This window comes from Microbacterium pumilum, from assembly GCF_039530225.1.
Lineage (GTDB): Bacteria > Actinomycetota > Actinomycetes > Actinomycetales > Microbacteriaceae > Microbacterium > Microbacterium pumilum.
Genome location: NZ_BAAAOH010000001.1, coordinates 2,033,118 through 2,058,196 on the forward strand (window position 1 = coordinate 2,033,118; position 25,079 = coordinate 2,058,196).

General features: G+C 67.9%; 23 protein-coding genes. 9 read left to right on the forward strand and 14 right to left on the reverse strand.

Features of this window, described 5'->3' with window-relative positions; translation table 11 throughout:
* Positions 1 to 71: 71 nt before the first annotated feature.
* From ABD188_RS08890 to sdhC, 10 genes are all read right to left on the reverse strand, one after another.
* Complete coding sequence (locus ABD188_RS08890) at positions 72 to 944, reverse strand: Fpg/Nei family DNA glycosylase (RefSeq protein ID WP_344060719.1); 873 nt, start codon at positions 942 to 944, stop codon at positions 72 to 74.
* A 48-nt stretch (positions 945 to 992) separates the two neighbouring features.
* Positions 993 to 1,559, reverse strand: coding sequence for a GNAT family N-acetyltransferase (locus ABD188_RS08895; RefSeq protein ID WP_344060722.1), 567 nt, complete (start codon positions 1,557 to 1,559; stop codon positions 993 to 995).
* Between the two features lie 41 nt (positions 1,560 to 1,600).
* Complete coding sequence (locus tag ABD188_RS08900) at positions 1,601 to 2,170, reverse strand: GNAT family N-acetyltransferase (RefSeq protein ID WP_344060725.1); 570 nt, start codon at positions 2,168 to 2,170, stop codon at positions 1,601 to 1,603.
* 107 nt (positions 2,171 to 2,277) lie between these two features.
* Positions 2,278 to 3,282 (reverse strand): tryptophan--tRNA ligase, encoded by a 1,005-nt coding sequence (gene trpS, locus ABD188_RS08905; protein ID WP_344060728.1) that lies wholly within the window; start codon positions 3,280 to 3,282, stop codon positions 2,278 to 2,280.
* 52 nt (positions 3,283 to 3,334) lie between these two features.
* A complete protein-coding gene (locus ABD188_RS08910) occupies positions 3,335 to 4,180 on the reverse strand; it encodes an exodeoxyribonuclease III (RefSeq protein WP_344060731.1) in 846 nt (281 codons plus the stop codon).
* A 45-nt stretch (positions 4,181 to 4,225) separates the two neighbouring features.
* A complete protein-coding gene (locus tag ABD188_RS08915; RefSeq protein WP_344060734.1) occupies positions 4,226 to 5,464 on the reverse strand; it encodes a YihY/virulence factor BrkB family protein in 1,239 nt (412 codons plus the stop codon).
* Positions 5,465 to 5,498: 34 nt separating this feature from the next.
* Positions 5,499 to 6,308: a succinate dehydrogenase iron-sulfur subunit gene (locus ABD188_RS08920; RefSeq protein ID WP_344060737.1), complete on the reverse strand. Its 810-nt coding sequence runs from the start codon at positions 6,306 to 6,308 to the stop codon at positions 5,499 to 5,501.
* A gap of 1 nt (position 6,309) precedes the next feature.
* The gene (gene sdhA / locus ABD188_RS08925) at positions 6,310 to 8,133 is read right to left on the reverse strand and encodes a succinate dehydrogenase flavoprotein subunit (protein WP_344060740.1); all 1,824 of its coding nucleotides are present in this window, start codon (positions 8,131 to 8,133) and stop codon (positions 6,310 to 6,312) included.
* A gap of 43 nt (positions 8,134 to 8,176) precedes the next feature.
* On the reverse strand, positions 8,177 to 8,626 hold the full coding sequence (locus ABD188_RS08930) for a succinate dehydrogenase hydrophobic membrane anchor subunit (RefSeq protein ID WP_344060743.1): 450 nt from the start codon (positions 8,624 to 8,626) through the stop codon (positions 8,177 to 8,179).
* Positions 8,626 to 9,060 (reverse strand): succinate dehydrogenase, cytochrome b556 subunit, encoded by a 435-nt coding sequence (sdhC, locus tag ABD188_RS08935; protein ID WP_344060746.1) that lies wholly within the window; start codon positions 9,058 to 9,060, stop codon positions 8,626 to 8,628. Before sdhC ends, ABD188_RS08930 begins: the two co-directional genes overlap by 1 nt.
* A gap of 242 nt (positions 9,061 to 9,302) precedes the next feature.
* Between sdhC and ABD188_RS08940 the strand changes: the two genes are divergently transcribed.
* From ABD188_RS08940 to ABD188_RS08980, 9 genes are all read left to right on the forward strand, one after another.
* Entirely contained in the window at positions 9,303 to 10,418 is a 1,116-nt protein-coding gene (locus ABD188_RS08940; RefSeq protein WP_344060748.1) for a mannose-1-phosphate guanylyltransferase, read from the forward strand.
* A 161-nt stretch (positions 10,419 to 10,579) separates the two neighbouring features.
* Entirely contained in the window at positions 10,580 to 11,683 is a 1,104-nt protein-coding gene (locus ABD188_RS08945; RefSeq protein ID WP_344060751.1) for a BMP family lipoprotein, read from the forward strand.
* A gap of 105 nt (positions 11,684 to 11,788) precedes the next feature.
* Complete coding sequence (locus tag ABD188_RS08950) at positions 11,789 to 13,309, forward strand: ABC transporter ATP-binding protein (protein ID WP_344060755.1); 1,521 nt, start codon at positions 11,789 to 11,791, stop codon at positions 13,307 to 13,309.
* Positions 13,306 to 14,586: an ABC transporter permease gene (locus tag ABD188_RS08955; RefSeq protein ID WP_344060758.1), complete on the forward strand. Its 1,281-nt coding sequence runs from the start codon at positions 13,306 to 13,308 to the stop codon at positions 14,584 to 14,586. The genes ABD188_RS08950 and ABD188_RS08955 overlap by 4 nt, the downstream gene beginning before the upstream one ends.
* 29 nt (positions 14,587 to 14,615) lie before the next feature.
* Complete coding sequence (locus ABD188_RS08960) at positions 14,616 to 15,881, forward strand: ABC transporter permease (protein ID WP_344066970.1); 1,266 nt, start codon at positions 14,616 to 14,618, stop codon at positions 15,879 to 15,881.
* 111 nt (positions 15,882 to 15,992) lie between these two features.
* Entirely contained in the window at positions 15,993 to 16,394 is a 402-nt protein-coding gene (locus tag ABD188_RS08965) for a cytidine deaminase (protein WP_344060761.1), read from the forward strand.
* Positions 16,391 to 17,716 (forward strand): thymidine phosphorylase, encoded by a 1,326-nt coding sequence (locus tag ABD188_RS08970; protein ID WP_344060765.1) that lies wholly within the window; start codon positions 16,391 to 16,393, stop codon positions 17,714 to 17,716. The genes ABD188_RS08965 and ABD188_RS08970 overlap by 4 nt, the downstream gene beginning before the upstream one ends.
* Positions 17,717 to 17,777: 61 nt before the next feature.
* On the forward strand, positions 17,778 to 18,893 hold the full coding sequence (locus ABD188_RS08975; RefSeq protein ID WP_344060767.1) for an adenosine deaminase: 1,116 nt from the start codon (positions 17,778 to 17,780) through the stop codon (positions 18,891 to 18,893).
* Positions 18,894 to 19,510: 617 nt separating this feature from the next.
* Positions 19,511 to 20,086: a hypothetical protein gene (locus ABD188_RS08980; RefSeq protein WP_344060770.1), complete on the forward strand. Its 576-nt coding sequence runs from the start codon at positions 19,511 to 19,513 to the stop codon at positions 20,084 to 20,086.
* An 804-nt stretch (positions 20,087 to 20,890) separates the two neighbouring features.
* Here the strand turns inward: ABD188_RS08980 and ABD188_RS08985 are convergent.
* From ABD188_RS08985 to ABD188_RS09000, 4 genes are all read right to left on the reverse strand, one after another.
* Positions 20,891 to 21,847 (reverse strand): SDR family oxidoreductase, encoded by a 957-nt coding sequence (locus ABD188_RS08985; RefSeq protein WP_344060773.1) that lies wholly within the window; start codon positions 21,845 to 21,847, stop codon positions 20,891 to 20,893.
* Positions 21,844 to 22,827 (reverse strand): bile acid:sodium symporter family protein, encoded by a 984-nt coding sequence (locus ABD188_RS08990; RefSeq protein WP_344060776.1) that lies wholly within the window; start codon positions 22,825 to 22,827, stop codon positions 21,844 to 21,846. Before ABD188_RS08990 ends, ABD188_RS08985 begins: the two co-directional genes overlap by 4 nt.
* Entirely contained in the window at positions 22,824 to 24,239 is a 1,416-nt protein-coding gene (locus ABD188_RS08995) for a flavin-containing monooxygenase (RefSeq protein WP_344060779.1), read from the reverse strand. Before ABD188_RS08995 ends, ABD188_RS08990 begins: the two co-directional genes overlap by 4 nt.
* A 127-nt stretch (positions 24,240 to 24,366) precedes the next feature.
* Positions 24,367 to 25,068 (reverse strand): alpha/beta hydrolase, encoded by a 702-nt coding sequence (locus ABD188_RS09000; protein WP_344060782.1) that lies wholly within the window; start codon positions 25,066 to 25,068, stop codon positions 24,367 to 24,369.
* Positions 25,069 to 25,079 lie beyond the last annotated feature (11 nt).

Below are 25,079 nucleotides of genomic sequence, written 5' to 3' on the forward strand. Positions count from 1 at the left end.
CGAAGGCAGGCCGAACGGGTGAACCACCGGTCGTTGAGCGAGCCGAAGGCGTGACGAAACGCGCCTGCGCGCTACTTGAGCAGGCGTGACAGACGACGGTCGGCGAGGATCTTGCCGCCGGTCTGACACGTGGGGCAGTACTCGAGGGAATTGTCCGCGAAGAACACGCTTCGGACGGTGTCGCCGCAGACCGGGCAGACCTCGCCGCGGCGACCGTGCACCCGCATCCCGCGGCGCTTGGCGTCCTTGAGTTCGGCTGGCGGCTTGCCGGATGCCTCGGCCACCGCTTCCGTGAGGGTCGAGGTCATCGCTGCGAAGAGCGTGTCGATCTCGTCGTCGGTGAGACTCGCGGCCAGGGCGTAGGGCGAGGTCTTCGCGGCGTGCAGGATCTCGTCGGAGTAGGCGTTGCCGACGCCCGCGATGACCATCTGGTCGCGCAGCACGCCCTTGATCTGCGTGCGGCGCCCTGCCAGCAGCCCGGCGAGCGTGTCTCTCGTGAACCCGGGGTCGAGCGGGTCGGGGCCGAGCCGGGCGATGCCGGGCACGTCATCCGGTTCACGGGCGACGTACACGGCGAGCGACTTCTTCGTGCCGGCCTCGGTGAGGTCGAAGCCCGAGCCGTCGCTCAGCGCGACGCGGAGCGCGATCGGCGTCTTGCCGGGGCGGATGACGGTCGCCGTGAGCTGGTCGTACCACCGGAGCCAGCCCGCCTTCGCGAGGTGGAAGATCAGGTGGGGCGAGGCATCCGGGGCCCTCGTCGACAGATCGATGAACTTGCCGTGGCGGCTGGCGCCGGTGATCTCGGCCCCCTTCAGCGAATCGACGGGCGGATCGTACGTCTTCAGCGCGGCGATGTTCGCCACCGTCACGCGCGTGATCGTGAGGCCGGCCAGACGTCCGTCCAGGAAGTCGACGAGCCCCTGCACCTCGGGCATCTCGGGCATGACGTCATCCTCCCATGAGGGTGGGACCGCGGGTCGGGTCCGCGTCGATCAGGCGTCCAGCACCGGCCATGGCCGCGGTGCGCGGTCGTCCGTCGCGAGGAGCCCCGCGATCCACCCGTCATCGCGTCCACGCGGACCTACGAGGCCCTGGCGGACGAGGCCCTCGTAACGGAATCCGAGGGCCCGCGCGGCGCGTGCCGATGGCACGTTTCCGACCACCGCGCGCCACTCGATGCGTTCGAGGGCGAGCCCGTCGGAATCGAACGCGAAGTCGATCACGGCGCCGGCCGCTTCGGTGAGATACCCGTGGCCGCGGGCGGCCGCCGCCATCCAGTACCCGATCTCCGCCGCCCCGCCGCGTTCGAGCCGGTGCAGGCCGAGCATCCCGACCCAGTGGTCGTCGGCACGGATCGCCCAGTTCAGTTCGGTCTCGGCATCCCACCCCGCTGCCGCTTTCGCGATGAACCCCTCGGCGTCGCTCAGGGCGTACGGGGACGGCAGGGTCGTCCAGCGCGGAACCACGGGATCCTGCGCGGCGTCGGTGATCGCGGCGGCATCGGCGAGAGTCGGCGGCGACAGTACGAGGCGCGCAGTGCGGAGGGTCACGGGTGCCATCCGGCCACCTTAGCCCGGGGGTCGGGATCGCCGCCCCCCTTTCAGGTGCTCCTTTCCAGCACCGGCCACACCTGCGGCATCCGGTCATCAGTCGCGAGGAGCCCGGCGATCCAGCCGTCCTCGCGGCCACGGTTTCCGACCTGGGCCCGACGGAGCAGGCCCTCGTAGCGGAAGCCCAGCGCGCGGGCGGTGCGGGCTGACGGAATGTTGCCGGCCACAGAACGCCACTCGATGCGCTCGAGCTTTCCGCCATCCGGTGAGAAGCCCCAGTCGATGACCGCGCGTGCCGCCTCGGTCAGAAGGCCGCGGCCGCGAGCGCGGGGGACCATCCAGTAGCCGATCTCCGCGGCACCGTCGCCGTCCGCGAGCAGAGCGATCACTCCCGCGAGGTCGTCGTCGGCTCGCACCGCCCACGTGTACTCGGACTCCTTCGCCCAGTGCTGGGCGACGATCGGGATGAAGCCCTCCGCGTGCTTTCGCTCGTAGGGACTGGGCAGGGCTACGTAGCGCTGGATGGCCGGGTCCTGGCACGCCTCGAAGATCGCGTCGACGTCGGTTTCGTTCGGAGCGGACAGGACGGCACGGGCGGTGCGCAGCTCGGCGGGCTCCATCGCATCACCCTATCCACGACGGCGGGCGCTGAGTCGCGTTGAACGTCCCAAAACTCCGCCTCGTAGTGGGCCCGAACGCGGCCGGGCCCGACATCCCCCCGCCTGGACTACTTCCGGCGAAGCAGACCGACCTTGTCGTAGACGTCGCCGAGCGTGCGGTTGGCGACTTCTTCGGCCTTGCCTGCGTTGACGGCGAGCACGCGGTCGAGCTCGGCGGGGTCGTCGAGCAGGTCGAGCGCGCCCTGGCGCACCGGTCCGAACTCGTTCACGACCACCTCGGCGAGGCCCTTCTTGAAGTCGCCGTACCCGCGACCCAGGAACTCGTCCTCGATGGACGGGATCTGCCGCCCCGTCAGGGCCGCGTAGATCACCAGCAGGTTCGAGACGCCGGGCTTCTTCTCGCGGTCATAGCGAACCGAACCCTCGCTGTCGGTCACGGCGCGCATGATCTTCTTCGCGCTCTTCGAGGGATCGTCGAGCAGCCACAGCACGCCGGCGTCGGACTCCGCCGACTTCGACATCTTCGCCGTGGGGTTCTGCAGATCGAAGATGCGCGCGGTGTCCTGCTGGATCACCGGCATCGGAACCTTGAACGTCTGCCCGTAACGGGAGTTGAAGCGCTCGGCGAGGTCGCGTGTGAGTTCGACGTGCTGCTTCTGGTCGTCGCCGACGGGCACGATGTCGGTCTGATAGAGCAGGATGTCGGCAGCCATCAGCACCGGGTAGGTGAACAGCCCCACCGAGGTGGCGTCGGTGCCGAACCGCTGCGACTTGTCCTTGAACTGCGTCATGCGACCGGCCTCGCCGTAGCCCGTGATCGTGGAGAGGATCCACGCGAGCTCGGGGTGTGCCGGCACGTGCGACTGGACGTACAGGGTGGACTTCGACGGCTCGATGCCGGCTGCGATGTACTGGGCCGCCGTCCGCCGCGTCTTCTCGCGCAGCTCAGCCGGGTCGTTGGGCTGAGTCAACGCGTGCAGGTCGACGACGGAGAAGAATGCGTCGTACGCCTCCTGCAGATCGCGCCACTGCATGAGCGCCCCGATGTAGTTGCCGATCTGCAGAGAGTCGGCCGAGGGCTGCATGCCGGAATAGAGGCGCGGTTTGCTCATCCGACCAGTCTAGGAGCGGATGTCGTGGCCTCCGTCGCCGCTGCCCCGGTCGTCAACGCCCGATCGTGTAGTCCGCGACGACGGGGGAGTGATCGCTCCAGCGGGTGTCCCACGTCGGAGCACGCACGACGCGGTAGTCGCTCACGCGCTCGGCGAGCTCGGCGGTGGCGAGGTGATAGTCGATCCGCCAGCCGGCGTCGTTGTCGAAGGCCTTCCCGCGGCTGGACCACCAGGTGTACGGGCCGTCGATCTCGCCGTGGAAGCGCCGGCCGACGTCGACCCACCCGAGTCCGAGACCCACCGATCCATCGACGGCGAGCACTCTCGCGCCCGCTTCGCCGAGAATCCGGTCGAAGTAGGACCGCTCGCGCGGGAGGAACCCCGCGCTCTTCACGTTGCCCTTCCAATTGCGGATGTCGAACTCGCGGTGCCCGACATTGAGGTCACCGGTGACGAGGGCCAGCGAAGTGTCCGCTTCGAGTTGAGCCATCCGCACCGCCATCTCGTCGAGGAAGCGCCATTTGACCTCCTGCCGGGGAGTGTTCGCCTCGCCGGAGGGCACGTAGGCGCTCACGGCGGTGAGCACCTCGCCACCGAAGTCGAAGTCCGCCTCGATCCAGCGGCCGGTGAGGTCGACCGACCCGTCGCCGAGGCCGGTGCGCACCGCCATCGGCTCCGCACGGCTGGCGATCGCGACGCCCGCCCGACCCTTCGCGAGTGCCTCGTCGTTCACGATCAGCCAGCCTGGCAAGGCGGTCGCAAGATCGGCTGCGGTCGCCCGCACCTCCTGGAGCGTCATGATGTCGACACCCGCAGCATCGAGCCAGGCGATCATGCCGTTGCGCACCGCCGCCCGGATGCCATTGACGTTGACAGAAGCGATACGGACTCGTGGCACGCCGCCAGCCTATCCGCGCCCGCCGACACGAGCGGTTCCCCAGGATCAGTCCAAGATGCCGCTCTTCACGGGAACCGGTGGGGCTGATGCCTCGACCTGACGAAGTTCCTCTTCGGCCTCGCGGACCGCGCGGTCGGCAAGCCAAGCCCGGAACCACGGCGCGTGCTCCTTCGCATCCTCGGCGGTACGCAGCCGTACCTGCGCGGCGAGGAGCAGGGCCGCGTGCTCGGCCGCGACGCGCTCGGCCTCGGTCTGCGGGAGTATCGCGACGTTGCGGTCGTTGGCCGCGACGGCGATCCACGCGGCGCTGACGAGCATCACGATCCCCATGAGCCGGAACCACAGCAGCAGCCCGATGAAGATCGCGAAGGTCGCGAGCAGCGGATTCGACGGCGTGTAGCTGAGCAGCCAGCCGGCTCCGAGCTGCAGGATCGAAAGGCCGATGCCGCCGATCATCGCGCCGGGCCAGATTCGCCGCCAGGCGAGCTGCGCACCGGAGAGGAACCGGAACAGGCCGGCGAGTGCCGCGGAAGTCACGGCGAAGCCGATGAGGATCGAGCCGGTTCGTATGCTCGCATTCACCCATCCGTCGGCCACGCTCACACCGAGGAGCGAGGCCATCGTCGTGAGTGCCCACGTGCCGATCGATCCCAGCACCGCTCCGAGGACGAGGGCGATGCCGAAGATGGTTGCAGCCAGAAGGTCACGGGCTTTCAGAAGGACATAGCTGCGCCGATCCGGGGGCAGCCCGAAGATGTCGCGCACCGCACGTCGTGCGTATGTCACGAAGCCGATCGCGGTCCAGATCAGAGTGCCGAGAGCGATGACACCCGTCCAGCCGAGCACTCCGGAGTTCTGCGAGGCGATGGCCTGAACCTGCTCGGGAGTCGCGATGCCCCCCGACTCGGCGATCAATCCCGGGATGTAGGTGTTGATGAGATTGATCAGCGCAGTCACAGCCTCTTCGCTGCCACCGAGCCAAAGGCCCGTGATCGCGAAGGCGACGTAGATCGCCGCGAAAGATGCGAACAGGGCCTGGTAGCTCACTCCCGCCGCGAGCAGGAATCCGTTGTGGATCAGGAAGTGCCGCCACACCCGCACGGGGAACCAAGCCATCGTCGCCCTCGTGATGCGGGTGGCTCGCGAGATGGGTTCGTCGAACCGGACTCGCAGCGAGGACTGGGTCTCCTCCCAGCGCTGGCGGAGCGATTCTTCACGCTGTGCAGCATCCCGTGCGGACTGCTCCGCGCTGGGCGCCACGCCGCCGCCTCGATTCTGGGCCACGGTGAAAGATTAGCGAGCGGCGGCGTCCGCCTTGCTACGCCCGGCCGCGCAGCACCGCCTGCTTGACCTCGGCGATCGCCTTGGTCACCTCGATGCCGCGGGGGCACGCCTCGGTGCAGTTGAAGGTGGTGCGACAGCGCCACACGCCTTCCTTGTCGTTCAGGATGTCGAGTCGGACGTCGGCGGCGTCATCCCGCGAGTCGAAGATGAACCGGTGCGCGTTGACGATCGCGGCTGGGCCGAAGTACTGCCCATCGGTCCAGAACACCGGACACGATGACGTGCATGCCGCGCAGAGAATGCACTTGGTGGTGTCGTCGAAGACCTCGCGGTCGACGATCGACTGGATTCGCTCCTTGCCCTCGGGGGGCGTGGAGTTCGCGATGAGGAACGGCTGCACCTCGCGGTACGACGCGAAGAACGGCTCCATGTCGACGACGAGGTCCTTCTCGAGCGGCAGGCCCTTGATCGCCTCGACGTAGATCGGCTGCGAGATGTCGAGGTCCTTGATGAGGGTCTTGCACGCCAGGCGGTTGCGTCCGTTGATGCGCATCGCGTCGGAGCCGCAGATGCCGTGGGCGCATGAACGGCGGAATGTCAGCGACCCGTCCACCTCCCACTTGATCTTGTGCAGGGCGTCCAGCACGCGGTCGGTGGAGTACAGCTCGACGTCGTAGTCCACCCAGCGCGGCTCCTCGTCGACCTCCGGATCGAAGCGCCGGATGATGAACGTGATGAGGAATGACTGGATGCCGGTGTCCACCGCCACTTCTGCCGTCGGTCCCTGAGCCTGTAGAACGGCGTCGGCGTCGGTGCGCTCGATGATGTCGGTTGCAGAGGTCATCTCAGTACTTCCTCTCCATCGGCTGGTAGCGCGTGATGACGACCGGCTTCCAGTCGAGGCGGATGTGGTCCTCGGAGTGGGAGGAGCCGGCATCCCCCGACAGGTACGCCATCGTGTGCTTCATGTAGGTCTCGTCGTCGCGCTTCGGGTAGTCGTCGCGCATGTGGCCGCCCCGGCTCTCCTTGCGGTTGCGTGCCGTGACCACGACGACCTCGGCGATGTCGAGCAGGAAGCCGAGCTCGACGGCCTCGAGCAGGTCGGTGTTGTACCGCTTGCCCTTGTCGTCGACGTGGATGTTCTTGAACCGCTCGCGCAGCTCCTCGATGACATCGAGAACCTCGCCGAGCGACTCGTCGGTGCGGAACACCTGGGCCTTGCGATCCATCTCGTCCTGCAGCTTCTTGCGCAGCACGGCGATCCGCTCGGTTCCGGTTCCGGCGCGCAGACCCTCGATCAGGTTGCGCACCTCGGCGGCGGGGTCTTCGGGCAGGTCGACGAATGGGGCGGTCTTCACGTACTCGACCGCGTTGCGCCCCGCCCGCTTGCCGAAGACGTTGATGTCGAGCAGCGAGTTGGTACCGAGGCGGTTCGACCCGTGCACCGAGACGCACGCGCACTCGCCCGCGGCATAGAGCCCAGGGACGACCGTCGTGTTGTTCGAGAGCACCTGCGCATCGTTGTTGGTCGGGATGCCGCCCATCGCATAGTGGGCGGTGGGCATCACCGGCACCGGCTCGACGACCGGGTCGACGCCGAGGTAGGTGCGAGCGAACTCGGTGATGTCGGGCAGCTTGGTTTCGAGCACCTCGGCGCCGAGGTGCGTGCAGTCCAGCAGCACGTAGTCGCGGTGGGGGCCCGCGCCGCGACCCTCGGCGACCTCCTGCACCATGCAGCGACTCACGATGTCGCGGGGTGCGAGGTCTTTGATGGTCGGCGCGTATCGCTCCATGAAGCGCTCACCCGACGCGTTGCGCAGGATCGCTCCTTCGCCTCGGGCGCCCTCGGTGAGCAGGATGCCGAGCCCGGCGAGACCGGTCGGGTGGAACTGGAAGAACTCCATGTCTTCGAGCGGCAGACCCTTGCGCCAGATGATGCCGACGCCGTCTCCGGTGAGGGTGTGGGCGTTGGAGGTGGTCTTGTAGATCTTGCCGAAGCCGCCGGTCGCGAAGATCACGGCCTTGGACTGGAACACATGCAGGTCGCCGGTCGCGAGCTCGTACGCGACCACCCCGGCGATCTGCGTGCTGCCGTCATCCGCCTTCACCGTCACGAGGTCGAGCACGTAGTACTCGTTGAAGAAGTTGATGCCCAGGCGCACGCAGTTCTGGAAAAGGGTCTGCAGGATCATGTGGCCGGTGCGGTCTGCCGCGTAGCAGGCGCGGCGCACGGGGGTCTTGCCGTGGTCTGCCGTGTGACCGCCGAAGCGGCGCTGGTCGATCTTGCCCTCGGGGGTGCGGTTGAACGGCAGACCCATGTTCTCGAGGTCGATGACCGCGTCGATGGCTTCTTTGGCCAGGATCTCGGCGGCATCCTGATCGACGAGGTAGTCGCCGCCCTTGACGGTGTCGAACGTGTGCCACTCCCACGAGTCCTCTTCGACGTTCGCGAGCGCCGCGGCCATGCCGCCCTGCGCCGCGCCCGTGTGCGAGCGGGTCGGGTACAGCTTCGAGATGACGGCGGTCTTCGCGCCGGGCCCGGCCTCGATCGCCGCGCGCATTCCGGCGCCGCCGGCCCCCACGATGACTATGTCGAACTGGTGGTAGTGGACGCCGTCTTTGACGTAGCTGGCGGTGCTCTCGCTACCGGTTGGGGTCTGCGTTGTCACGTGGTGGGTGCTTTCGTCTCTGTCAGTTGCGTGTCGACCGGGCTCAGCCCTGGCACATGTCCCACAGGCTGCTGGTCTCGGTCACGCCGATGCAGGGGTCGAACGTGAACACCACCAGCGTGCCGAGGAGGATCAGGAAGGCGGCGGCCAGCCCGACTGTCCAGACCAGGATGCGGCGGGTGCCGGCGTGGGTCACGTAATCGTTGATGATCGTGCGCATGCCGTTGGCGCCGTGGATGAGGGCGAGCCACAGCATGAGGACGTCCCACCACTGCCAGAACGGCGATGCGTACTTGCCGGCGACGAAGGCGAAGTCGATTTGACGGATGCCCTCGCCGGCCACCAGGTTCACGAAGAGGTGGCCGAAGATGAGCACGACCAGGATCACGCCCGAGACGCGCATGTAGATCCAGCCCCACTTCTCGAGGTTGGGACCCTTGCGGCGGGGCCGCGCGATCGGGCTGCGCGGGTCGGCGATCGTCTCGGCGGTCATCAGTGCGCTCCGGAGATCTCGGCGATGATGCTGACCATCTGGCGTGGCACGAAGCCGGCCATCGTCACGAGCCAGAGGCCCAGCACCCCCCACCACAGCTGACGCTGGTAGCGCGTGCCCTTGGACCAGAAGTCGACGACGATGATGCGCAGGCCGTTGTAGGCGTGGTACGCGATGGCGCCCACGAGGACGATCTCGCCGACGCCCATGATGGGGTTCTTGTAGGTGCCGATCACCGCGTTGTAGGCCTCGGGCGAGACTCGGATGAGTGCGGTGTCGAGCACGTGCACAAGGAGGAAGAAGAAGATCGCGAGACCGGTGATGCGGTGCAGAACCCATGACCACATGCCTTCTCGGCCGCGGTACAGCGTTCCTCGCGGGACCTTCGACGTGGTCTCGGATATCGACGGTGTGACGCGTGCTGGTGCCGACACGGTCGTCCCTCCCTGGCTCGAAACACGGTGCGGGGCGGTCTCCGGCCCGTCGAGGATGGTGTCTCCTCTGCGTCGCGAAGGCGCACTGGTCATCCTATTCCCGTCCAGCGACCCCGGCGACTGAGGGGGCCCTAACCGTCTTGATGTCGAGAGATCTCGGGTGCTCGGACGCTCCGTGCCGATGACACTGCGTCACACACGGCCGAAACGTCGGCGACATAGCGCACGGCTACCCTGGGGGCATGCCCGAGCCCATCACGGACTTCTACGCCGTCATTCCAGCAGGCGGGATCGGCAGCAGGCTGTGGCCGCTGTCGCGAGCGGACGCACCCAAGTTCCTGCACGATCTCACGGGGTCGGGGCAGACGCTGCTGCGCGACACCTGGGACCGCCTCGAGCCCCTCGCGGGCCCGGACCGCATCGCCGTCGTCACCGGCCGCGCGCACCGGGCTGCGGTCGAGAAGCAGCTGCCCGGCATCCCCGACAAGAACGTCTTCCTCGAGTCCGAGCCCCGCGACTCCGCGGCGGCGATCGGTCTCGCGGCGGCGGTTCTCTCGAAGCGCGAGCCGGATGTCATCATCGGCTCGTTCGCGGCGGATCACGTCATCCGGGTGCCGCACCTGTTCGACTGGGCGGTGCGGCAGGCGGTGGCGACCGCGCGCGAGGGCTACATCTGCACCATCGGCATCCAGCCCTCGGAAGCGTCCGTCGGCTTCGGATACATCAAGAAGGGCGCCGAGTTCGTCGTCGACGGGGCACCCGAGGCTGCGCTCGTCCAGAACTTCGTCGAGAAGCCCGACCTCGAGACTGCGAGGACGTACTTCGCCGATCGCTCCTATCTCTGGAACGCCGGCATGTTCATCTCGCGCGCCGACGTGCTGCTCGGCGAGATCGCCGAGAACCAGCCGCACCTGTACGCCGGGCTCATGGATCTCGCCGATGCATGGGACGACCGCGACAAGCGCGGGCCCGTCGTCGATCGGGTCTGGCCCTCGATCACGAAGATCGCGATCGACTACGCGGTGGCCGAGCCGGCCGCTGCGAAGGGCCGGCTCGCCGTGATCCCCGGCCACTTCGACTGGGACGACGTGGGGGACTTCGCGAGCCTCGCGAAGCTCAACTCCCACGGCCGAAAGAACGACCTGGCGATCCTGGGTGAGAACGCACGGATCCTCTCGGATGCCGCGAGCGGCATCGTGGTGAGTCAGACGAATCGTGTGATCAGCCTCATCGGTGTGCGAGACATCATCGTCGTCGACACCGAGGACGCGCTCCTGGTGACGACGAGCGAGCACGCGCAGCGGGTCAAAGGCGTCGTCGATGCCCTGAAGCTCACGGGGCGCGGAGACGTGCTGTAGGGCGCCGAATGCGCGCTCTGCCGGCGCTTCGGGGCCCGCAGAGTTGCGTCTTTGTAACCATTGCCTGCTTGACAGGCGTCCAGGATGCAAGCCCCGCGTAGCAATGGGTAACTTTGTCCAGACCCGCGAGGTACGCGGGCCCCTTTACGTGGAGGCGCGAGTTGACCATCACTACCACCAAGAAGCTGTTCGGGGCCGTTGTGGCCGCCGGATTGGTGATCGCCCTGGCCGGCTGCGGTTCGGCACCCGAGGCCACCCCGACCGAGACCGAAGCAGGCGGCGGAGCCGTCGAGGGCTTCCTTCCCTGCATGGTCTCCGGCACCGGCGGATTCGATGACAAGTCCTTCAACCAGCTGGGGCTCGAGGGCCTCGAGCAGGCCAGCGCCGAACTGGGTGTCGACAACATCTCCGTCGAATCGAACACCACGTCGGACTTCGCTCCCAACATCCAGAGCGTCCTCGACCAGAACTGCACGCTCGTCGTCACGGTCGGATTCGACCTCGCCGCGGCGGCGTCCGAGGCCGCCGGGGCGAACCCCGACGTGCAGTTCGTCTCCGTCGACGACATCGTCGACACCGACTTCGACGAGAAGACGGACTTCCCGAACATCAAGCCGATCATCTTCGACACCGCACAGGCCGCCTTCCTCGCCGGCTACGCGTCGGCGGACTTCTCGACCACGAAGGTCGTCGGCACGTACGGCGGCAAGCCGTTCCCGACGGTGACGATCTTCATGGACGGCTTCAAGCAGGGCGTCGATTACTGGAACGAGCAGAACGACGGCGACGTCAAGGTGCTCGGCTGGGACGGCACCGACGGTGTCTTCACCGACGCGTTCGTGCCCGACCCGGCCGCTGAGAACGCGGTGCGCGGTCTCATCGACCAGGGTGCCGACGTGATCCTGCCCGTGGGTGGCGGCATCTACCTGAGCGCCGCATCCGTCATCCGCGACTCGGGCAAGGACATCGCACTGCTCGGTGTCGACGCCGACGTGTTCGAGACCGACCCGTCCGTCGCAGATCTGCTGCTGACCTCGATCCGCAAGGCGATCGACGTCGGTGTCTCGAAGGCCATCATCGAGGCCGGACAGGGCAACTTCGACGCGACTCCGTACATCGGCGTGCTCGAGGACGAGGGTGTGGGCATCGCCCCGTTCCACGACTTCGAGGACAAGGTCGCGCCCGACCTCCAGGGTCGGCTCGACGAGATCACGGCCGGCATCATCGACGGCTCGATCCCCGTCACGTCCTACCTGAACAAGTAGGCTCCATCGTCAGTGGGGAGGTCGGTTCGCCGGCCTCCCCACTGGCATGCCGGGAGCCCTCTCCACACGGTGCGTCCACGCACCCCGCTCACTAGGATTGCGACCATGAAGCTCGAGCTCCGGGGGATCACGAAGCGCTTCGGCAGCCTCGTCGCGAACGACCACATCGATCTCGTGGTCGAGCCGGGCGAGATCCACTGTCTGCTGGGCGAGAACGGTGCCGGGAAGTCGACGCTGATGAACGTCCTCTACGGCCTGTACACGGCCGATGAGGGAGTGATCGTCCTCGACGATCACGTGCAGAACTTCCACGGACCGGGCGACGCGATGCGAGCCGGCATCGGGATGGTGCACCAGCACTTCATGCTCATCCCGGTCTTCACCGTCGCCGAGAACGTGATGCTCGGTCACGAGAGCACCCGCGCCGCCGGTCTCCTCGATCTGGATGCCGCGCGCGACCGGGTGCGCGAGATCGCGACGAGGTTCGGATTCCACGTCAACCCCGACGCATTGGTCGAGGATCTGCCGGTCGGTGTGCAGCAGCGCGTCGAGATCATCAAGGCGCTTTCGCGCGAAGCCAAAGTCCTGGTGTTCGATGAGCCCACCGCCGTGCTGACCCCCCAGGAGACCGACGAGCTCATGGAGATCATGCGCCAGCTCAAGGCGTCTGGAGCATCGATCGTCTTCATCACGCACAAGCTGCGCGAAGTCCGCGAGGTCGCGGATCGCATCACGGTGATCCGGCTGGGAAAGGTCGTGGGTGAAGCCTCGCCCACCGCGTCCAACGCCGAGCTCGCCTCGATGATGGTCGGGCGCGCTGTCGAGCTGACCGTCCACAAGGACCCGCCGAAGGTCAACGACCACGCTCTCGTCGTAGAGAACCTCACGGTGATCGACACGTTCGGTCACGTGGTGGTGAACGATGTCAGCTTCGACGTCAAGGGTGGCGAGATCCTGGCGATCGCCGGCGTGCAGGGCAACGGCCAGACCGAGCTGGCCGAGGCGCTCATCGGGCTGGAACCGCTGGTTCGGGGCTCGGCGAAGCTCGACGGCGAGGAACTCGTGGGCAGGAGCGTCCGCCGCATCCTCGACGAAGGCGTCGGCTTCGTCCCCGAGGATCGCACCGAGGACGGGCTCGTCGGCGCGTTCACGATCGCTGAGAACCTCATGCTCGACCGTGCCAACGGAGAGCCGTTCGTCAAGGCGTGGAATGTCCAGCGTCGCACCCTCAACGAGTTCGCGGAGGAGCGATTCCGCGAGTTCGACGTGCGGGCGCAGAGCATCGACACACCGGTCGGCACGCTGTCGGGCGGCAACCAGCAGAAGGTCGTCCTCGCCCGTGAGCTCAGTCGCGAGCTGTCACTTTTCGTCGCCGCGCAGCCCACGCGCGGAGTCGATGTCGGATCGATCGAGTTCATCCACAAGCGCATCGTCGAAACCCGTGACGCCGGCGTCCCGGTGATCGTGGTCTCGACCGAGCTGGACGAGGTCACCGCGCTGGCCGATCGGATCATGGTCATGTACCGCGGCCGGATCATCGGAATCGTGCCCGGCGACACTCCGCGCGACGTGCTGGGTCTCATGATGGCGGGCGAGCCCGTCGCTGGGGAAGGGGCTGCCGCGTGAGCGCATCGACCGACACCACGGAGGTGGCGCCGCCATCCACCTGGCATAAGACCTTTCGCGACATCACGCAGGGCAACGCGATCATCTCGGTGCTCGCGGTCGTGCTCGCGCTGATCGTCGGCGGGATCATGATCGCCCTGACGGACGAGAGCGTGCAGGCGGCAGCCGGATACTTCTTCTCGCGGCCAGGAGACACGTTCGTCGCAATCTGGAACGCGGTCTCGGGCGCCTATGTCGCGCTCTTCCAGAGCGCGGTCTACAACTTCGGCGCTCCCACGTTCGCGCGAGCGATCAGGCCTCTCACTGAGACGCTCACATTCGCGACACCGCTGATCGCCGCGGGACTCGGCGTCGCACTGGCCTTCCGTATCGGCATGTTCAACATCGGCGGTCGCGGTCAGATGCTCATGGCATCCGCGGCGGCCAGTTGGGTGGCGTTCTCGTTCGACCTGCCGTGGGGCATCCACATGATCGTCGCGCTCCTCGCGGGTGTTCTGGCCGGGTCGCTGTGGGCGGGCATCGCCGGGCTGCTCAAAGCCCGCACCGGCGCCCACGAGGTGATCGTCACGATCATGCTCAACTACGTCGCGGTCTACCTCGTGCTCTGGATGCTGCGCACCCAGGGTCTGCTGCAGGCACCGGGCTCGAACAACCCCACGTCGCCGGCCTCCAAGGACACCGCGATCCTGCCCGCTCTGCTCGGCCCGCAATTCAACCTCCACTTCGGCTTCATCCTGTCGATCGGCGCGACCTTCCTGGTGTGGTGGATTCTGAGCCGCTCGAGCCTCGGGTTCCAGTTCCGGGCGGTCGGCGAGAACCCGAACGCCGCCCGTGTCGCCGGCATCAACGTGAAGAACATGTACCTGTACGGGATGCTGATCTCGGGCGCCCTCGTGGGTCTGGCGGGAGTGAACCAGGTGCTCGGCACGATCACCTCCGGATTCACGATCGACATCGACGCGGGCATCGGGTTCGATGCGATCACCGTGGCGCTGCTCGGCCGGTCCACCCCGTGGGGCACTTTCGCGGCGGGCATCCTGTTCGGCGCGTTCAAGGCCGGCGGCTTCGGGATGCAGGCCGCCGAGCAGATTCCGATCGACATCGTGACGGTGGTGCAGTCGCTCATCGTCCTGTTCATCGCCGCGCCGCCGCTGGTGCGGACGATCTTCTTCCTCCCGTCGCCCGAGCGCGATCGGCGCCGGCAGGAGAAGGCTCGCGAGAAGGCGCTCAAGGCCCGACTCGAGTCCGAGGCCGACCTCGAGGGGGCAGCCAAGTGAGCGTGCCCACGGTGTCGACGGCCGGTCTCATGCCGGCTGGTGGCGCCGAGCCCGGAGACGTCGCCGTCATCCGCAGCTGGAAGGCGCCGATCGGTCTCGCCATCTTCGCGGCGCTCTACGGCTTGCTCCTGCTTCTCGCCCCGCGGGGCGGCGACACCGCCTTCCGGCTGTCCACCGAGGCGGACGCGATCCAGCTGCCCGAACTCGTCGTTCCGGTCGCACTCACGACCTGGGTGTGCTTCGTTCTCCTCGTGCTGCTGGCGGCGGCATCCGCGTACTTCGTGCGTTCCTCAGCCCGGACGCCGCTGTGGATCATCATCGTCTACCTCATCGTGCTCGTCCTCGGTTTCCTCACCTGGGCCGCGTCCGGTGCGACGATCCCCGTGGTCGGCCTGCTGGCCGGCACCATCGCGCTCGCGGTCCCGCTCATCTACGGTGCGCTGGGCGGCGTGATCGGCGAGCGTGCCGGCGTGGTGAACATCGCGATCGAGGGTCAGCTGCTCGCCGGTGCCTTCAGCGCCGCGGTCGTGGCGTCGATCACCCGGCAGCCGCTCCTCGGGTTGATCGCTGCCGCGGTCGCCGGAGTCCTCGTCGCCTTCGTGCTCGCCGCGTTCGCGATCAAGTACGTCGTCGACCAGGTCATCGTCGGAGTCGTCCTCAACGTGCTCGTCATCGGACTCACGAGCTTCCTCTACTCCCAGGTCCTCCAGCCGAACGCCGCGCTTCTCAACACTCCGCCCCGGTTCGACCGGATTCCGATCCCGCTCTTGAGCGAGATCCCGGTGATCGGTCCCGTACTGTTCCGGCAGACGATCGTCGTCTACCTGATGTACGTGGCGGTCGCGCTGGTCTATTTCGGGATGTTCCATACCCGCTGGGGCCTGCGCCTGCGCGCGGTCGGCGAGCACCCGCAGGCGGCGGACACCGTGGGTATCAAGGTGAACGCCACGCGATTCTGGAACGTGCTGCTCGCGGGCGCGATCGCGGGCATCGGGGGGACCGTCTTCACGATCGGGGCGGCCATCCCGTTCAACAAGGAGATGACCGGCGGTGTCGGATTCATCGCCCTCGCCGCGGTGATCTTCGGACAGTGGGATCCGATCAAGGCCACTCTCGCGGCGCTGCTCTTCGGATTCGCGTCGAGCCTGCAGAACACCCTCAACATCATCGGCTCCCCCGTGCCGAGCGAGTTCATGCTGATGCTGCCGTACCTCGTGACGATCTTCGTCGTGGCCGGTGTGGTCGGCAAGTCGAGGGCACCAGCCGCCGACGGCAAACCGTACGTCAAGGGATAGCGAGATGAACACGACGTCTCAGCGCGCCCGGTGCGCCGGCGCGCGTCGCTGTGCACGGCGGCAGGCCCGAGCCACCGACCCCCCTGATCCGACCCCGAAGGAAGGCCATCTGTGACCGACATCGACTGGGATGAGCTGCGCGCGGTGGCAACCGACGCCATGCAACGTGCGTACGCGCCCTACTCGCGCTTCAAGGTGGGGGCGGCCGCGCTCGTATCGGACGGCCGGATCGTGTCGGGGTGCAACATCGAGAACGCCTCGTACGGCGTGACGCTGTGCGCCGAGTGCTCGCTCGTGAGCGACCTCTTCATGTCGGGCGGGGGAGAGCTCGTCGCGTTCGTGTGCGTCGACGGCGAGGGCCGCACCCTGATGCCGTGCGGTCGGTGCCGGCAGCTGCTCTACGAGCACGCCCTGCCCGGGATGCTGCTCGAGACCGTGTCGGGCATCCGTACGATCGACGAGGTCCTGCCCGACGCGTTCGGCCCGAGGGACCTCGAGGAGGCCGGTCGGTGACCCTCCCGCAGGATCAGGGACCGGCGCCGCAGAGCGCTCCTGAGCGACACGACGCGGTCGACGTGATCCGCGCCAAACGCGACGGGAAGCCCATTCCGGAGGACGCCCTGCGCTGGCTCGTCGACGCGTACACACGCGGGTACGTGATGGATGCGCAGATGGCCGCGTTCGCCATGGCGGTGCTCCTGAACGGGATGTCGCGCGACGAGATCCGGGTGATGACCGAGGCCATGATCGCCTCGGGCGAGCGGATGAGCTTCGCCGACCTCGGCAAGCCGACGGTCGACAAGCACTCGACCGGTGGCGTCGGCGACAAGATCACGCTGCCGCTCGCCCCGCTCGTCGCCGTGTTCGGCGTCGCGGTGCCCCAGCTCTCCGGTCGCGGTCTCGGCCACACCGGCGGCACGCTCGACAAGCTGGAGTCGATCCCGGGCTGGCGTGCCGCGCTGTCGAACGACGAGCTGTTCGCGCAGCTGCGGGACGTCGGTGCCGTGATCTGCGCCGCAGGCTCGGGCCTCGCGCCCGCCGACAAGAAGCTCTACGCCCTGCGTGATGTGACCGGAACCGTCGAGGCCATCCCGCTCATCGCCTCGAGCATCATGTCGAAGAAGATCGCCGAGGGCACCGATTCGCTGGTGCTCGACGTGAAGTTCGGGTCGGGCGCCTTCATGCAGGATGTCGATCGCGCGCGCGAGCTCGCACGCACCATGGTCGCGCTCGGCACCGACTCGGGCGTCGCCACGACCGCGCTGCTCACCGACATGAACACACCGCTCGGCCTCGCGATCGGCAATGCCAACGAGGTGCGCGAGTCGGTTGAGGTGCTCGCCGGCGGCGGCCCGGCAGACGTCGTCGAGCTGACGGTCGCCCTCGCCCGCGAGATGCTCGCCCTGGCCGGCCGGCCCGACGCGGATGTCGAGGCGGCGCTGCGCGACGGCCGTGCCATGGACGTGTGGCGGGCCATGATCAGCGCGCAGGACGGTGATCCGGATGCGGCGCTCCCCACGCCGCGAGAGACCCACACCGTCACCGCCCCGACGTCGGGGGTCATCACGCGCATGGATGCGCTGCCGTTCGGAATTGCCGCGTGGCGACTGGGTGCCGGCCGCGCCCGCGCCGAGGACGCCGTCATCCACGCCGCGGGCGTCGACCTGCACGTCAAGCCCGGCGACGAGGTCGCCGCAGGTCAGCCCGTCTTCACCCTTCTCGGCGACGACGCATCCCGGTTCGAGCGGGCACTCGCCGCCCTCGAAGGCGCATGGGAGGTGGGCGTGGAAGCCCCAGCGCACACCCCCCTCGTGCTCGAGCGCATCACAGCCTGACCGCGCAGCATCCGCCCCCCGAGACCCAGACCTGCAACACCGAACGTCCGAGGAGGACGACATGCCCATCGAACAAGCCGGTGACTCGGTCATTGACGGTGTCTCGATCCGCAGCCTGCCCAAGGTGTCGCTTCACGATCACCTCGACGGCGGCGTGCGGCCGGCGACCATCGTCGAGCTGGGCGACGAGATCGGCCTCGATCTGCCTGAGCGAGATGCCGCTGCGCTCGCGGACTGGTTCGCAGACAAGAGCGATTCGGGTTCCCTCGTCGAATACCTCAAGACGTTCGACCTGACGACCGCCGTGATGCAGACGCGCGAAGGCCTGACGCGCGTCGCGCGGGAGTTCGTCGAAGACCTCGCGACCGACGGCGTGATCTACGGCGAGGTGCGGTGGGCGCCCGAGCAGCATCTCGGCCGCGGGCTCTCGCTCGACGAGGTCGTGGCAGCCGTGCAGGAGGGCATCGAAGAGGGCGAGGATGCCGCGGAGCGGTCGGGACGCGACATCCGGGTCGGTCAGCTCATCAGCGCGATGCGTCACACCGACCGCTCGCTCGAGATCGCGGAACTGGCCGTCAGGTGGCGCGGCCGCGGTGCCGTCGGGTTCGACATCGCCGGGCCCGAAGACGGCTTTCCGCCGTCGCGGCACAAGGTGGCCTTCGACTACCTCGCGTCGGAGTTCTTCCCGGCCACTGTGCACGCGGGCGAGGCGGCGGGCATCGATTCGATCCGGTCGGCGCTCATCGACGGCCGGGCGCTGCGGCTCGGTCACGGCGTGCGCATCGCCGAAGACCTCGACGTCGTCTCTCGCGAGGGCGAGGAGGTGCTGGTGCAGTTCGGCGACCTCGCTCGATGGGTGCGCGATCGCGAGATCCCGCTCGAGCTGTCGCCCTCATCCAATCTGCAGACCGGCGCGATCGCGGCCTGGGGCACGACCCTCGAGGACCACCCGTTCGACCTGCTCTACCAGCTCGGGTTCGCGGTGACGGTGAACGTCGACAACCGCACGATGAGCCGCACGTCGCTGACGCGCGAACTGGCCCTGCTCGCCGAGACCTTCGAGTACAGCCTCGACGACCTCGAGACGTTCCAGCTCAATGCGGCTGCCGGCGCGTTCCTGCCGGTGGAGGAGCGCGAGGAGCTGATCGACCTCATCGCCGACGGCTTCGGCGACTGATCCTCCGCGGGTTGCACCGGCGGCGGTGAGGTCCGGGTTTCGCAGGCTCCACGTGCGGCGAACCTGCGAAACCAGGACCGGTGCCGGCAGGGGGTCTGCGCGGTCCGGATTCGCGGGTTCCGGATGCGGGGATCCTGCGAAACCAGGACCGGCCGCGCGTTGATGGCCTCTCCCCAGGGAGGGACGCGGCCAGACTCTCCACATCTCGGGACGCAGCCCTCCCGACCGTGAGGACTGCAGGGTGCACTTGTGGGGTGACAACTCGGCACTCCCCATTCGGCAGCGAGCCCTTCCGCGTCTCACGCGGTCTCGATGAGGGGGTGGGCCGAGGTGCGATGAACGGGCCTCGATTCGATCGTCCGTTCCACGGAGTGCGCGTGTGGCGAAAGCCTGGCGACGAGGAAGACGATGCGAAGTCGCTTCAGCTGTCCCGGAGCGAACGCCGACGCCGCGCCTTCACGAATCGCTGCCGGCAGTTCGCCACGCGGATGGGGCAGGCAGACTTCTTCAGTCACGATACGGCGCTGGTCCTCAGAGGCGCTCCGACCCCGACGAACTGGGACGAGGCCATTCACGTGTCAGGGATCAGACCACGCAATCCTGCCCGCACGAGGAGCGTGACCTCTCACCGCCTTGCTTCGCGTCCAGCCGCTCACACCCTCGTCGGTGGCCTTCGAGTCGAACACGCGGCGCGCGCGTGGGTGCAGGCATCCGTGCATCTCTCGGACACCGAGCTGATCGTCGCGGCCGATTTCCTGGTGGCACGTCAGCGGCGACTGGCCACGATCGATGAGCTGCGCGCCGAGGCTCAGCTGCGCAGGCCGAGGTTGGACTCGCTGATCGATCGGGTCCGGGACGCTTCGGAGTCGTCTCAGGAGACGAAACTGCGCCTCGCGCTGGTCGACGGTGGATTGCCGGAACCGCAGCTGGCCCATGAGCTGTATCAAGACGACGGGACATTCATCGCGCGTCTCGACCAGGCCTACCCCGAGTACCGCGTAGGCGTCGAGTACGACGGTCGCCAGCATGCTGAAGACGTACGGCAATTCGCGCGGGACGCGGACCGATGGCGCGAGATCGACGACGCCGGTTGGCAACTCGTACGAGTCCTGAAACACCACCTCGAGCCTGACCCCAGTCTCGCGGTGAAGCTCGTGCGCCGGGAACTGCTTCGTGCCGGGTGGCGCCCCTGACTCTCTCTTGCCCCTTACCTCTAGCCTCTTGGCCACGTTCGGTCCGGGTTTCGCACGCTCTGGATGCGGGGAGCCTGTGTTTCCTGGACCGGGCGGGGTCCCGCAGGCACGAGCTCATCGGGGCGGTCCGGGTTTCGCACGTTCTGGTTGCGGGGACCCTGTGCTTCCTGGACGGGGCGGGGTCCCGCAGGCACGAGCTCATCGGGGCGGTCCGGGTTTCGCACGCTCTGGATGGGGGGACCCTGTGTTTCCTGGACCGGGCGGGGTCCCGCAGGCACGAGCTCATCGGGGCGGTCCGGGTTTCGCACGTTCTGGTTGCGGGGACCCTGTGTTTCCTGGACCGGGCGGGGTCCCGCAGGCACGAGCTCATCGGGGCGGTCCGTGTTTCGCACGCTCTGGATGCGGGGAACCTGTGCTTCCTGGACCGGGCGGGGTCTCGCAGGCACGAGCTCCTCGGGTCGGTCCGTGTTTCGCACGCTCTGGATGCGGGGACCCTGTGCTTCCTGGACCGGGCGGGGTCCCGCAGGCACGAGCTCCTCGGGGCGGTCCGGGTTTCGCACGCTCTGGATGCGGGGAACCTGTGCTTCCTGGACCGGGCGGGATACCGCAGGCACGAGCTCCTCGGGGCGGTCCGGGTTTCGCACGCTCTGGATGCGGGGAACCTGTGCTTCCTGGACCGGACGGAGTTTCGCAGGCACGAGCTCCTCGGGGCGGTCCGGGTTTCGCACGCTCTGGATGCGGGGATGGTGCGAAACCTGGACCGGACGGCGCCGAGGCGGGCGGGTGCGGATGCGGGCGGGCGGCCTAGCGGCGCGCGACGCCGGGATGCGTGTCGAGGTACGCCTCGAACGCCTCGGCCGAGGTCTTCACGGGGATGAAGCCGAAGTCGCGCTTCAGCGCGTCATTCGCGAGCACCGGGCGGTAGCGCAGGAAGCCGACCTGTTCCGGACCGTGGACCGTGAGGCGCAGCATCCGCCCGACTCGCAGCGCGAACGCGAGCACCCCGGCGGGGACGGTCAGCAGGGGCTTGCCGAGCCGGGCCGCGATCTCGCGGACTGTCAGCCGGCCGTCGCCGGCGACGTTGTAGATGCCCGCCGGGCCGTCGGTCGCGGCCCGCGCCATGGCGCCGGCGACGTCGTCGACCCAGATGAACACGAACGGCGACTCCGAGCTGCGGATCGCGAGGATTCGGCGACCGTCCCACAGCGCCGTGATCTGGTTCTGGACGGTGGGCCCGAGGATCGTGCCGATGCGGAACACCACCTGCTCGAGTTCGGGGTTCGTCTCGCGGTAGCCCGCGAGCATCTCCTCGACCAGCCGCTTGTGCCGCGAGTAGGGGAACTCGTCGCTCCCGCGCACCGGGTCGGATTCCCGAAGCCACTCGGGGCTGTCACGGTGGTAGCCGTAGGCCGCTCCGGATGACGAGACCACGATGCGCCGGACGCCCGCGGCGACACAGGCCTCGAGCACATGGCGGGTGCCCTCGACGTCGACGCGGTACTCGAGGTCGTGATCGCGTCCGGGGTTCACGATGGCGGCGAGGTGCACGACGACATCGATGCGGTGTCTTTCGAGCAGCGGCAGGATGCCGGTGGGCCGGGTGACGTCGCATTCCTCGTAGACCACGCCCTCGACCGGATGAGACGAGCGGCGCACGTCGCCGGCGACGACCAGGTCGACGCCCGGGTGCGCGACGAGGGCGGCCGTGACGTGCCAGCCCAGGAATCCCGCCCCGCCCGTGACGAGGACGCGAGCGCTCACGAAGCGGATCCGTCCGCAACCCCGGGTGCCACGGCATCCGTCCGTGCAGCGTGCCGCGAGGCGTCGCCCTTGGACGAGCCCGTGCGGCGCTTGGTGTGGACCGCCCACAGCGCGGCCACCGCGAGACCCGCGATGATGTCCCAGATGCCCCACCACCCGGCGACGATCGCCATGCCGCCCAGACCCCCGAAGAACGTGAAGACGAGCCCAAGGCCGAGGCCTGCGTTGCGGATGCCGACTTCGAACGTCATCGCCTTGCGCTCGCGGGTGCCGAGTCCGCCGATGACCGCGGTGCCATAGCCGATAGCCAGCGCCACGGCGTCGTGGATGAACACGACCACCAGGATGACGCCGAGGAAGGCGATGAAGAACGCCCAATTGCCGGCGAGCGCCGCAACGATGAAGCCCACCAGCGCCAGGAGCGAGAACCACTTCACGAACGGCTGGACCCGCGTCGCGAACACCGGGAACTTGGCCCGGATCAGCAGACCCGCCAGGAACGGCACGCCGATGATCAGGAAGACGTCGATGAGCATCTGCAACGGGTCGAGCTGCACGGACTCCAGCAGCGTCCGCGCGGTCGGATGCAGCGAGCCCCAGAACGCCACGCTCAGCGGCAGCACGAAGATGTAGATCAGGTTCGACACGCCGGTCATCGACACCGACAGGGCCACGTTGCCGCCCGAGCGATGCGTGAGCACCTGCGAGATGTTGCCCGGCGGGCAGCACGCCACGAGGATCATGCCGAGCGCCATCGACGGCGTGACGGGCAGGATGAGGGTGAGGCAGAACGTCACCGCGGGCAGCACGATCAGCTGCGCGAGGATCGCGATGACGAACGGCTTCGGCTTGCGGGCGACGACCTTGAAGTCGCTTGGGGAGGTGTCGAGCGCGATTCCGAACATGATGAGCGCCAGGACGACGTTGAGGATCACGAGGGTCGCCGGGTTGAAGTTCAGGACGACGTCGTCGATGTTCATGACGAGACCTGCCTCGTCGCGGCGCCGCGACGACCGTGCTTCGAACGACCCAGCACACGAGCGATCCGACGGCGACCCTCGGCCGCTGCATCCGGATCTTCGCGCAGGCTTCCGGCCGCCTCGCGCACCGCGTGCCGGTACGCGTCCTTGTTGACGTAGTACGACATGCGCTCGAGCGCGAGGTAGTGGTAGCCGCCGGTCAGATCGGGCCACGGCTCGTCGGCGACGCGGCGCCGGAAGTCCGCGGCCGCATCCGGGCGGTCCGTGAGCGCCGAGAGGTACTGGGCGATCAGCTCGGCCTGCTCGTAGCGCCCCTGCCAGCCGATGCCGGACGCCTCGATCATGCCCATGACGTAAAGCCCGTTGAACGACGGCGGGAAGACGTTGAGGAACAGCGAGGGGGAGTAGCCGCTCCAGTTGAGCTCGCTGCGATCGACGAACGGGTAGTCGAGGGAATAGCCGGTGGCGAGCAGCACCAGGTCGTAGTCGCCGCTCGAGCCGTCGCGGAAATGGACGGTCTCGCCGTCGAACCTGTCGACGTCGGCGCGGACGCGGAGGTCGCCCTGGCCGAGGTGATTCAGGATCAGCGTGTTGACGATGGGATGCGACTCGTACAGCTTGTAGTCGGGCTTGGGGAAGCCGAAGTGCACCGGGTCGCCCGTGAACGCCTTGAGCACGCGCGTGTCGATGAACTGCTTGATGCGCGCGGGCATCGGCCTTCCCTGGTTGAGGGTGTCGGACGGGCGGCCGAACAGGTAGCGCGGAACGAAGTAGTACCCGCGGCGAACACTCATGTCGACGGATGCCGCGTGGTGGACGGCGTCCACGGCGATGTCGCAGCCGGAGTTGCCGGCACCGATGATGAGGACGCGCTTGCCGGTGAGCTGCTGCGCGCTCTTGTAGGCGCTGGTGTGGAGGAGTTCCCCGGTGAACTCACCGCGGAATGAGGGCACGTTCGGCTCGGCGAGCGTTCCGTTCGCGAGGATCACCCCGGCGTAGCGCTGCTCGACGATCGTGCCGGCGGTCGCTGAGCCTGTCGAAGGGCCCTCGGCCCGCAGCATCCACGCACCGTCCCCCTCACGCTCGACTTCGGTCACACGCGTGTCGAAGCGGAATCGCTCGGTGAGCCCGAAGTGGTCGGCGAAGTCGCGGAAGTACCTCAGCAGGGTGCGATGACCCGGATAGTCGGCATCCGAGTCCATCGGGAACTCCGCGAACTCGGTCGTCGTGCGGGACGAGATGAGATGCGCGGACTCGTACATCGTCGAGCGCGGATTGTCGATGTCCCACAGCCCACCGACGCCCTTCGACGCCTCGTAGCCGTCGAAGGCGACGCCCGCCCTCTGCAGCGCCCGCGCGACGGCGAGCCCCGACGGGCCTGCGCCGATCACCGCATATCGGTGCTCGTCCATCCTTCTCCCACACGTCATCGTGCCGGACCCCTCGCCCGGACAACCTCTCGATGTTAGCCGCTCTTAACTGAGACTCCTGAGTGGGAGCAGAACGGGTGACGAGTCAAGGTGCGCTGGATGCCGCGGCTCAGCCGGCCAGGAAGGGCACGGCTGCGGCGGTGATCTGCGCGATCATGTCCTCGTCGGAGATGGTGGGGGTCCCGTCGCCCGGCTGCAGTCCGTAGTCGCCGAAGCTCGAGTGACTCGCACCCGAGATCTCGACGAGTTCGGCTTCCTCTGGCAGAAGGTGGCGGTTGTCGGCGATCTTCTCCGGTGTCGACAGCCCGTCCTCGCTGCCGGCGATGCTGAGCACCCCGATCGAGGAGTCCGAGATGTCCGTCGCGCAGTACGACGCGAACAGGATGAGCTGCCCGGCGTCGGCCGCCAGCTGACACGCCTTCACGCCTCCCAGCGAGTGGCCGCCGACCGCCCATTCGTCGACCTCGGGAGCCAGGTCGGTGAACGTCGACAGGGGCCGTAGGTCGAAGAAGGCGAGGTTGAGCCACGGCTTGACGATGACGACCGTCGTGCCCTCGGCGACCAGGCCCGACAGCTTCGACGCGTATGCCCACGGGTCGACCTTCGCACCCGGATAGAACACCAGGCCGTCGCCGGTGGCGCCCGAGGCCGGTGACATCACGATCGCGGCACCGTCATCCGTGATCTCGACCGCAGGGTCGGACTTCACCGCGGCCAGCGGCTCGGGTTCCGCGGCCATCACGCCGACCTGGCTGTAGACGACGATCGCGATCACCGCGAGCACGATGACGGCGCCGAGGATACCGAACACCCAGGCCGCGA

Coding starts and splice junctions, on each gene's coding strand:
- ABD188_RS08920 (WP_344060737.1), bottom strand. CDS start 6,308: ATGACCTCTGCAACCGACATCATCGAGCGCACCGACGCCGACGCCGTT.
- ABD188_RS08950 (WP_344060755.1), top strand. CDS start 11,789: ATGAAGCTCGAGCTCCGGGGGATCACGAAGCGCTTCGGCAGCCTCGTC.
- ABD188_RS08995 (WP_344060779.1), bottom strand. CDS start 24,239: ATGGACGAGCACCGATATGCGGTGATCGGCGCAGGCCCGTCGGGGCTC.
- ABD188_RS08940 (WP_344060748.1), top strand. CDS start 9,303: ATGCCCGAGCCCATCACGGACTTCTACGCCGTCATTCCAGCAGGCGGG.
- ABD188_RS08930 (WP_344060743.1), bottom strand. CDS start 8,626: ATGACCGCCGAGACGATCGCCGACCCGCGCAGCCCGATCGCGCGGCCC.
- ABD188_RS08975 (WP_344060767.1), top strand. CDS start 17,778: ATGCCCATCGAACAAGCCGGTGACTCGGTCATTGACGGTGTCTCGATC.
- trpS (WP_344060728.1), bottom strand. CDS start 3,282: ATGAGCAAACCGCGCCTCTATTCCGGCATGCAGCCCTCGGCCGACTCT.
- ABD188_RS08900 (WP_344060725.1), bottom strand. CDS start 2,170: ATGGAGCCCGCCGAGCTGCGCACCGCCCGTGCCGTCCTGTCCGCTCCG.
- ABD188_RS08960 (WP_344066970.1), top strand. CDS start 14,616: ATGCCGGCTGGTGGCGCCGAGCCCGGAGACGTCGCCGTCATCCGCAGC.
- ABD188_RS08895 (WP_344060722.1), bottom strand. CDS start 1,559: ATGGCACCCGTGACCCTCCGCACTGCGCGCCTCGTACTGTCGCCGCCG.
- ABD188_RS08990 (WP_344060776.1), bottom strand. CDS start 22,827: ATGAACATCGACGACGTCGTCCTGAACTTCAACCCGGCGACCCTCGTG.
- ABD188_RS08890 (WP_344060719.1), bottom strand. CDS start 944: ATGCCCGAGATGCCCGAGGTGCAGGGGCTCGTCGACTTCCTGGACGGA.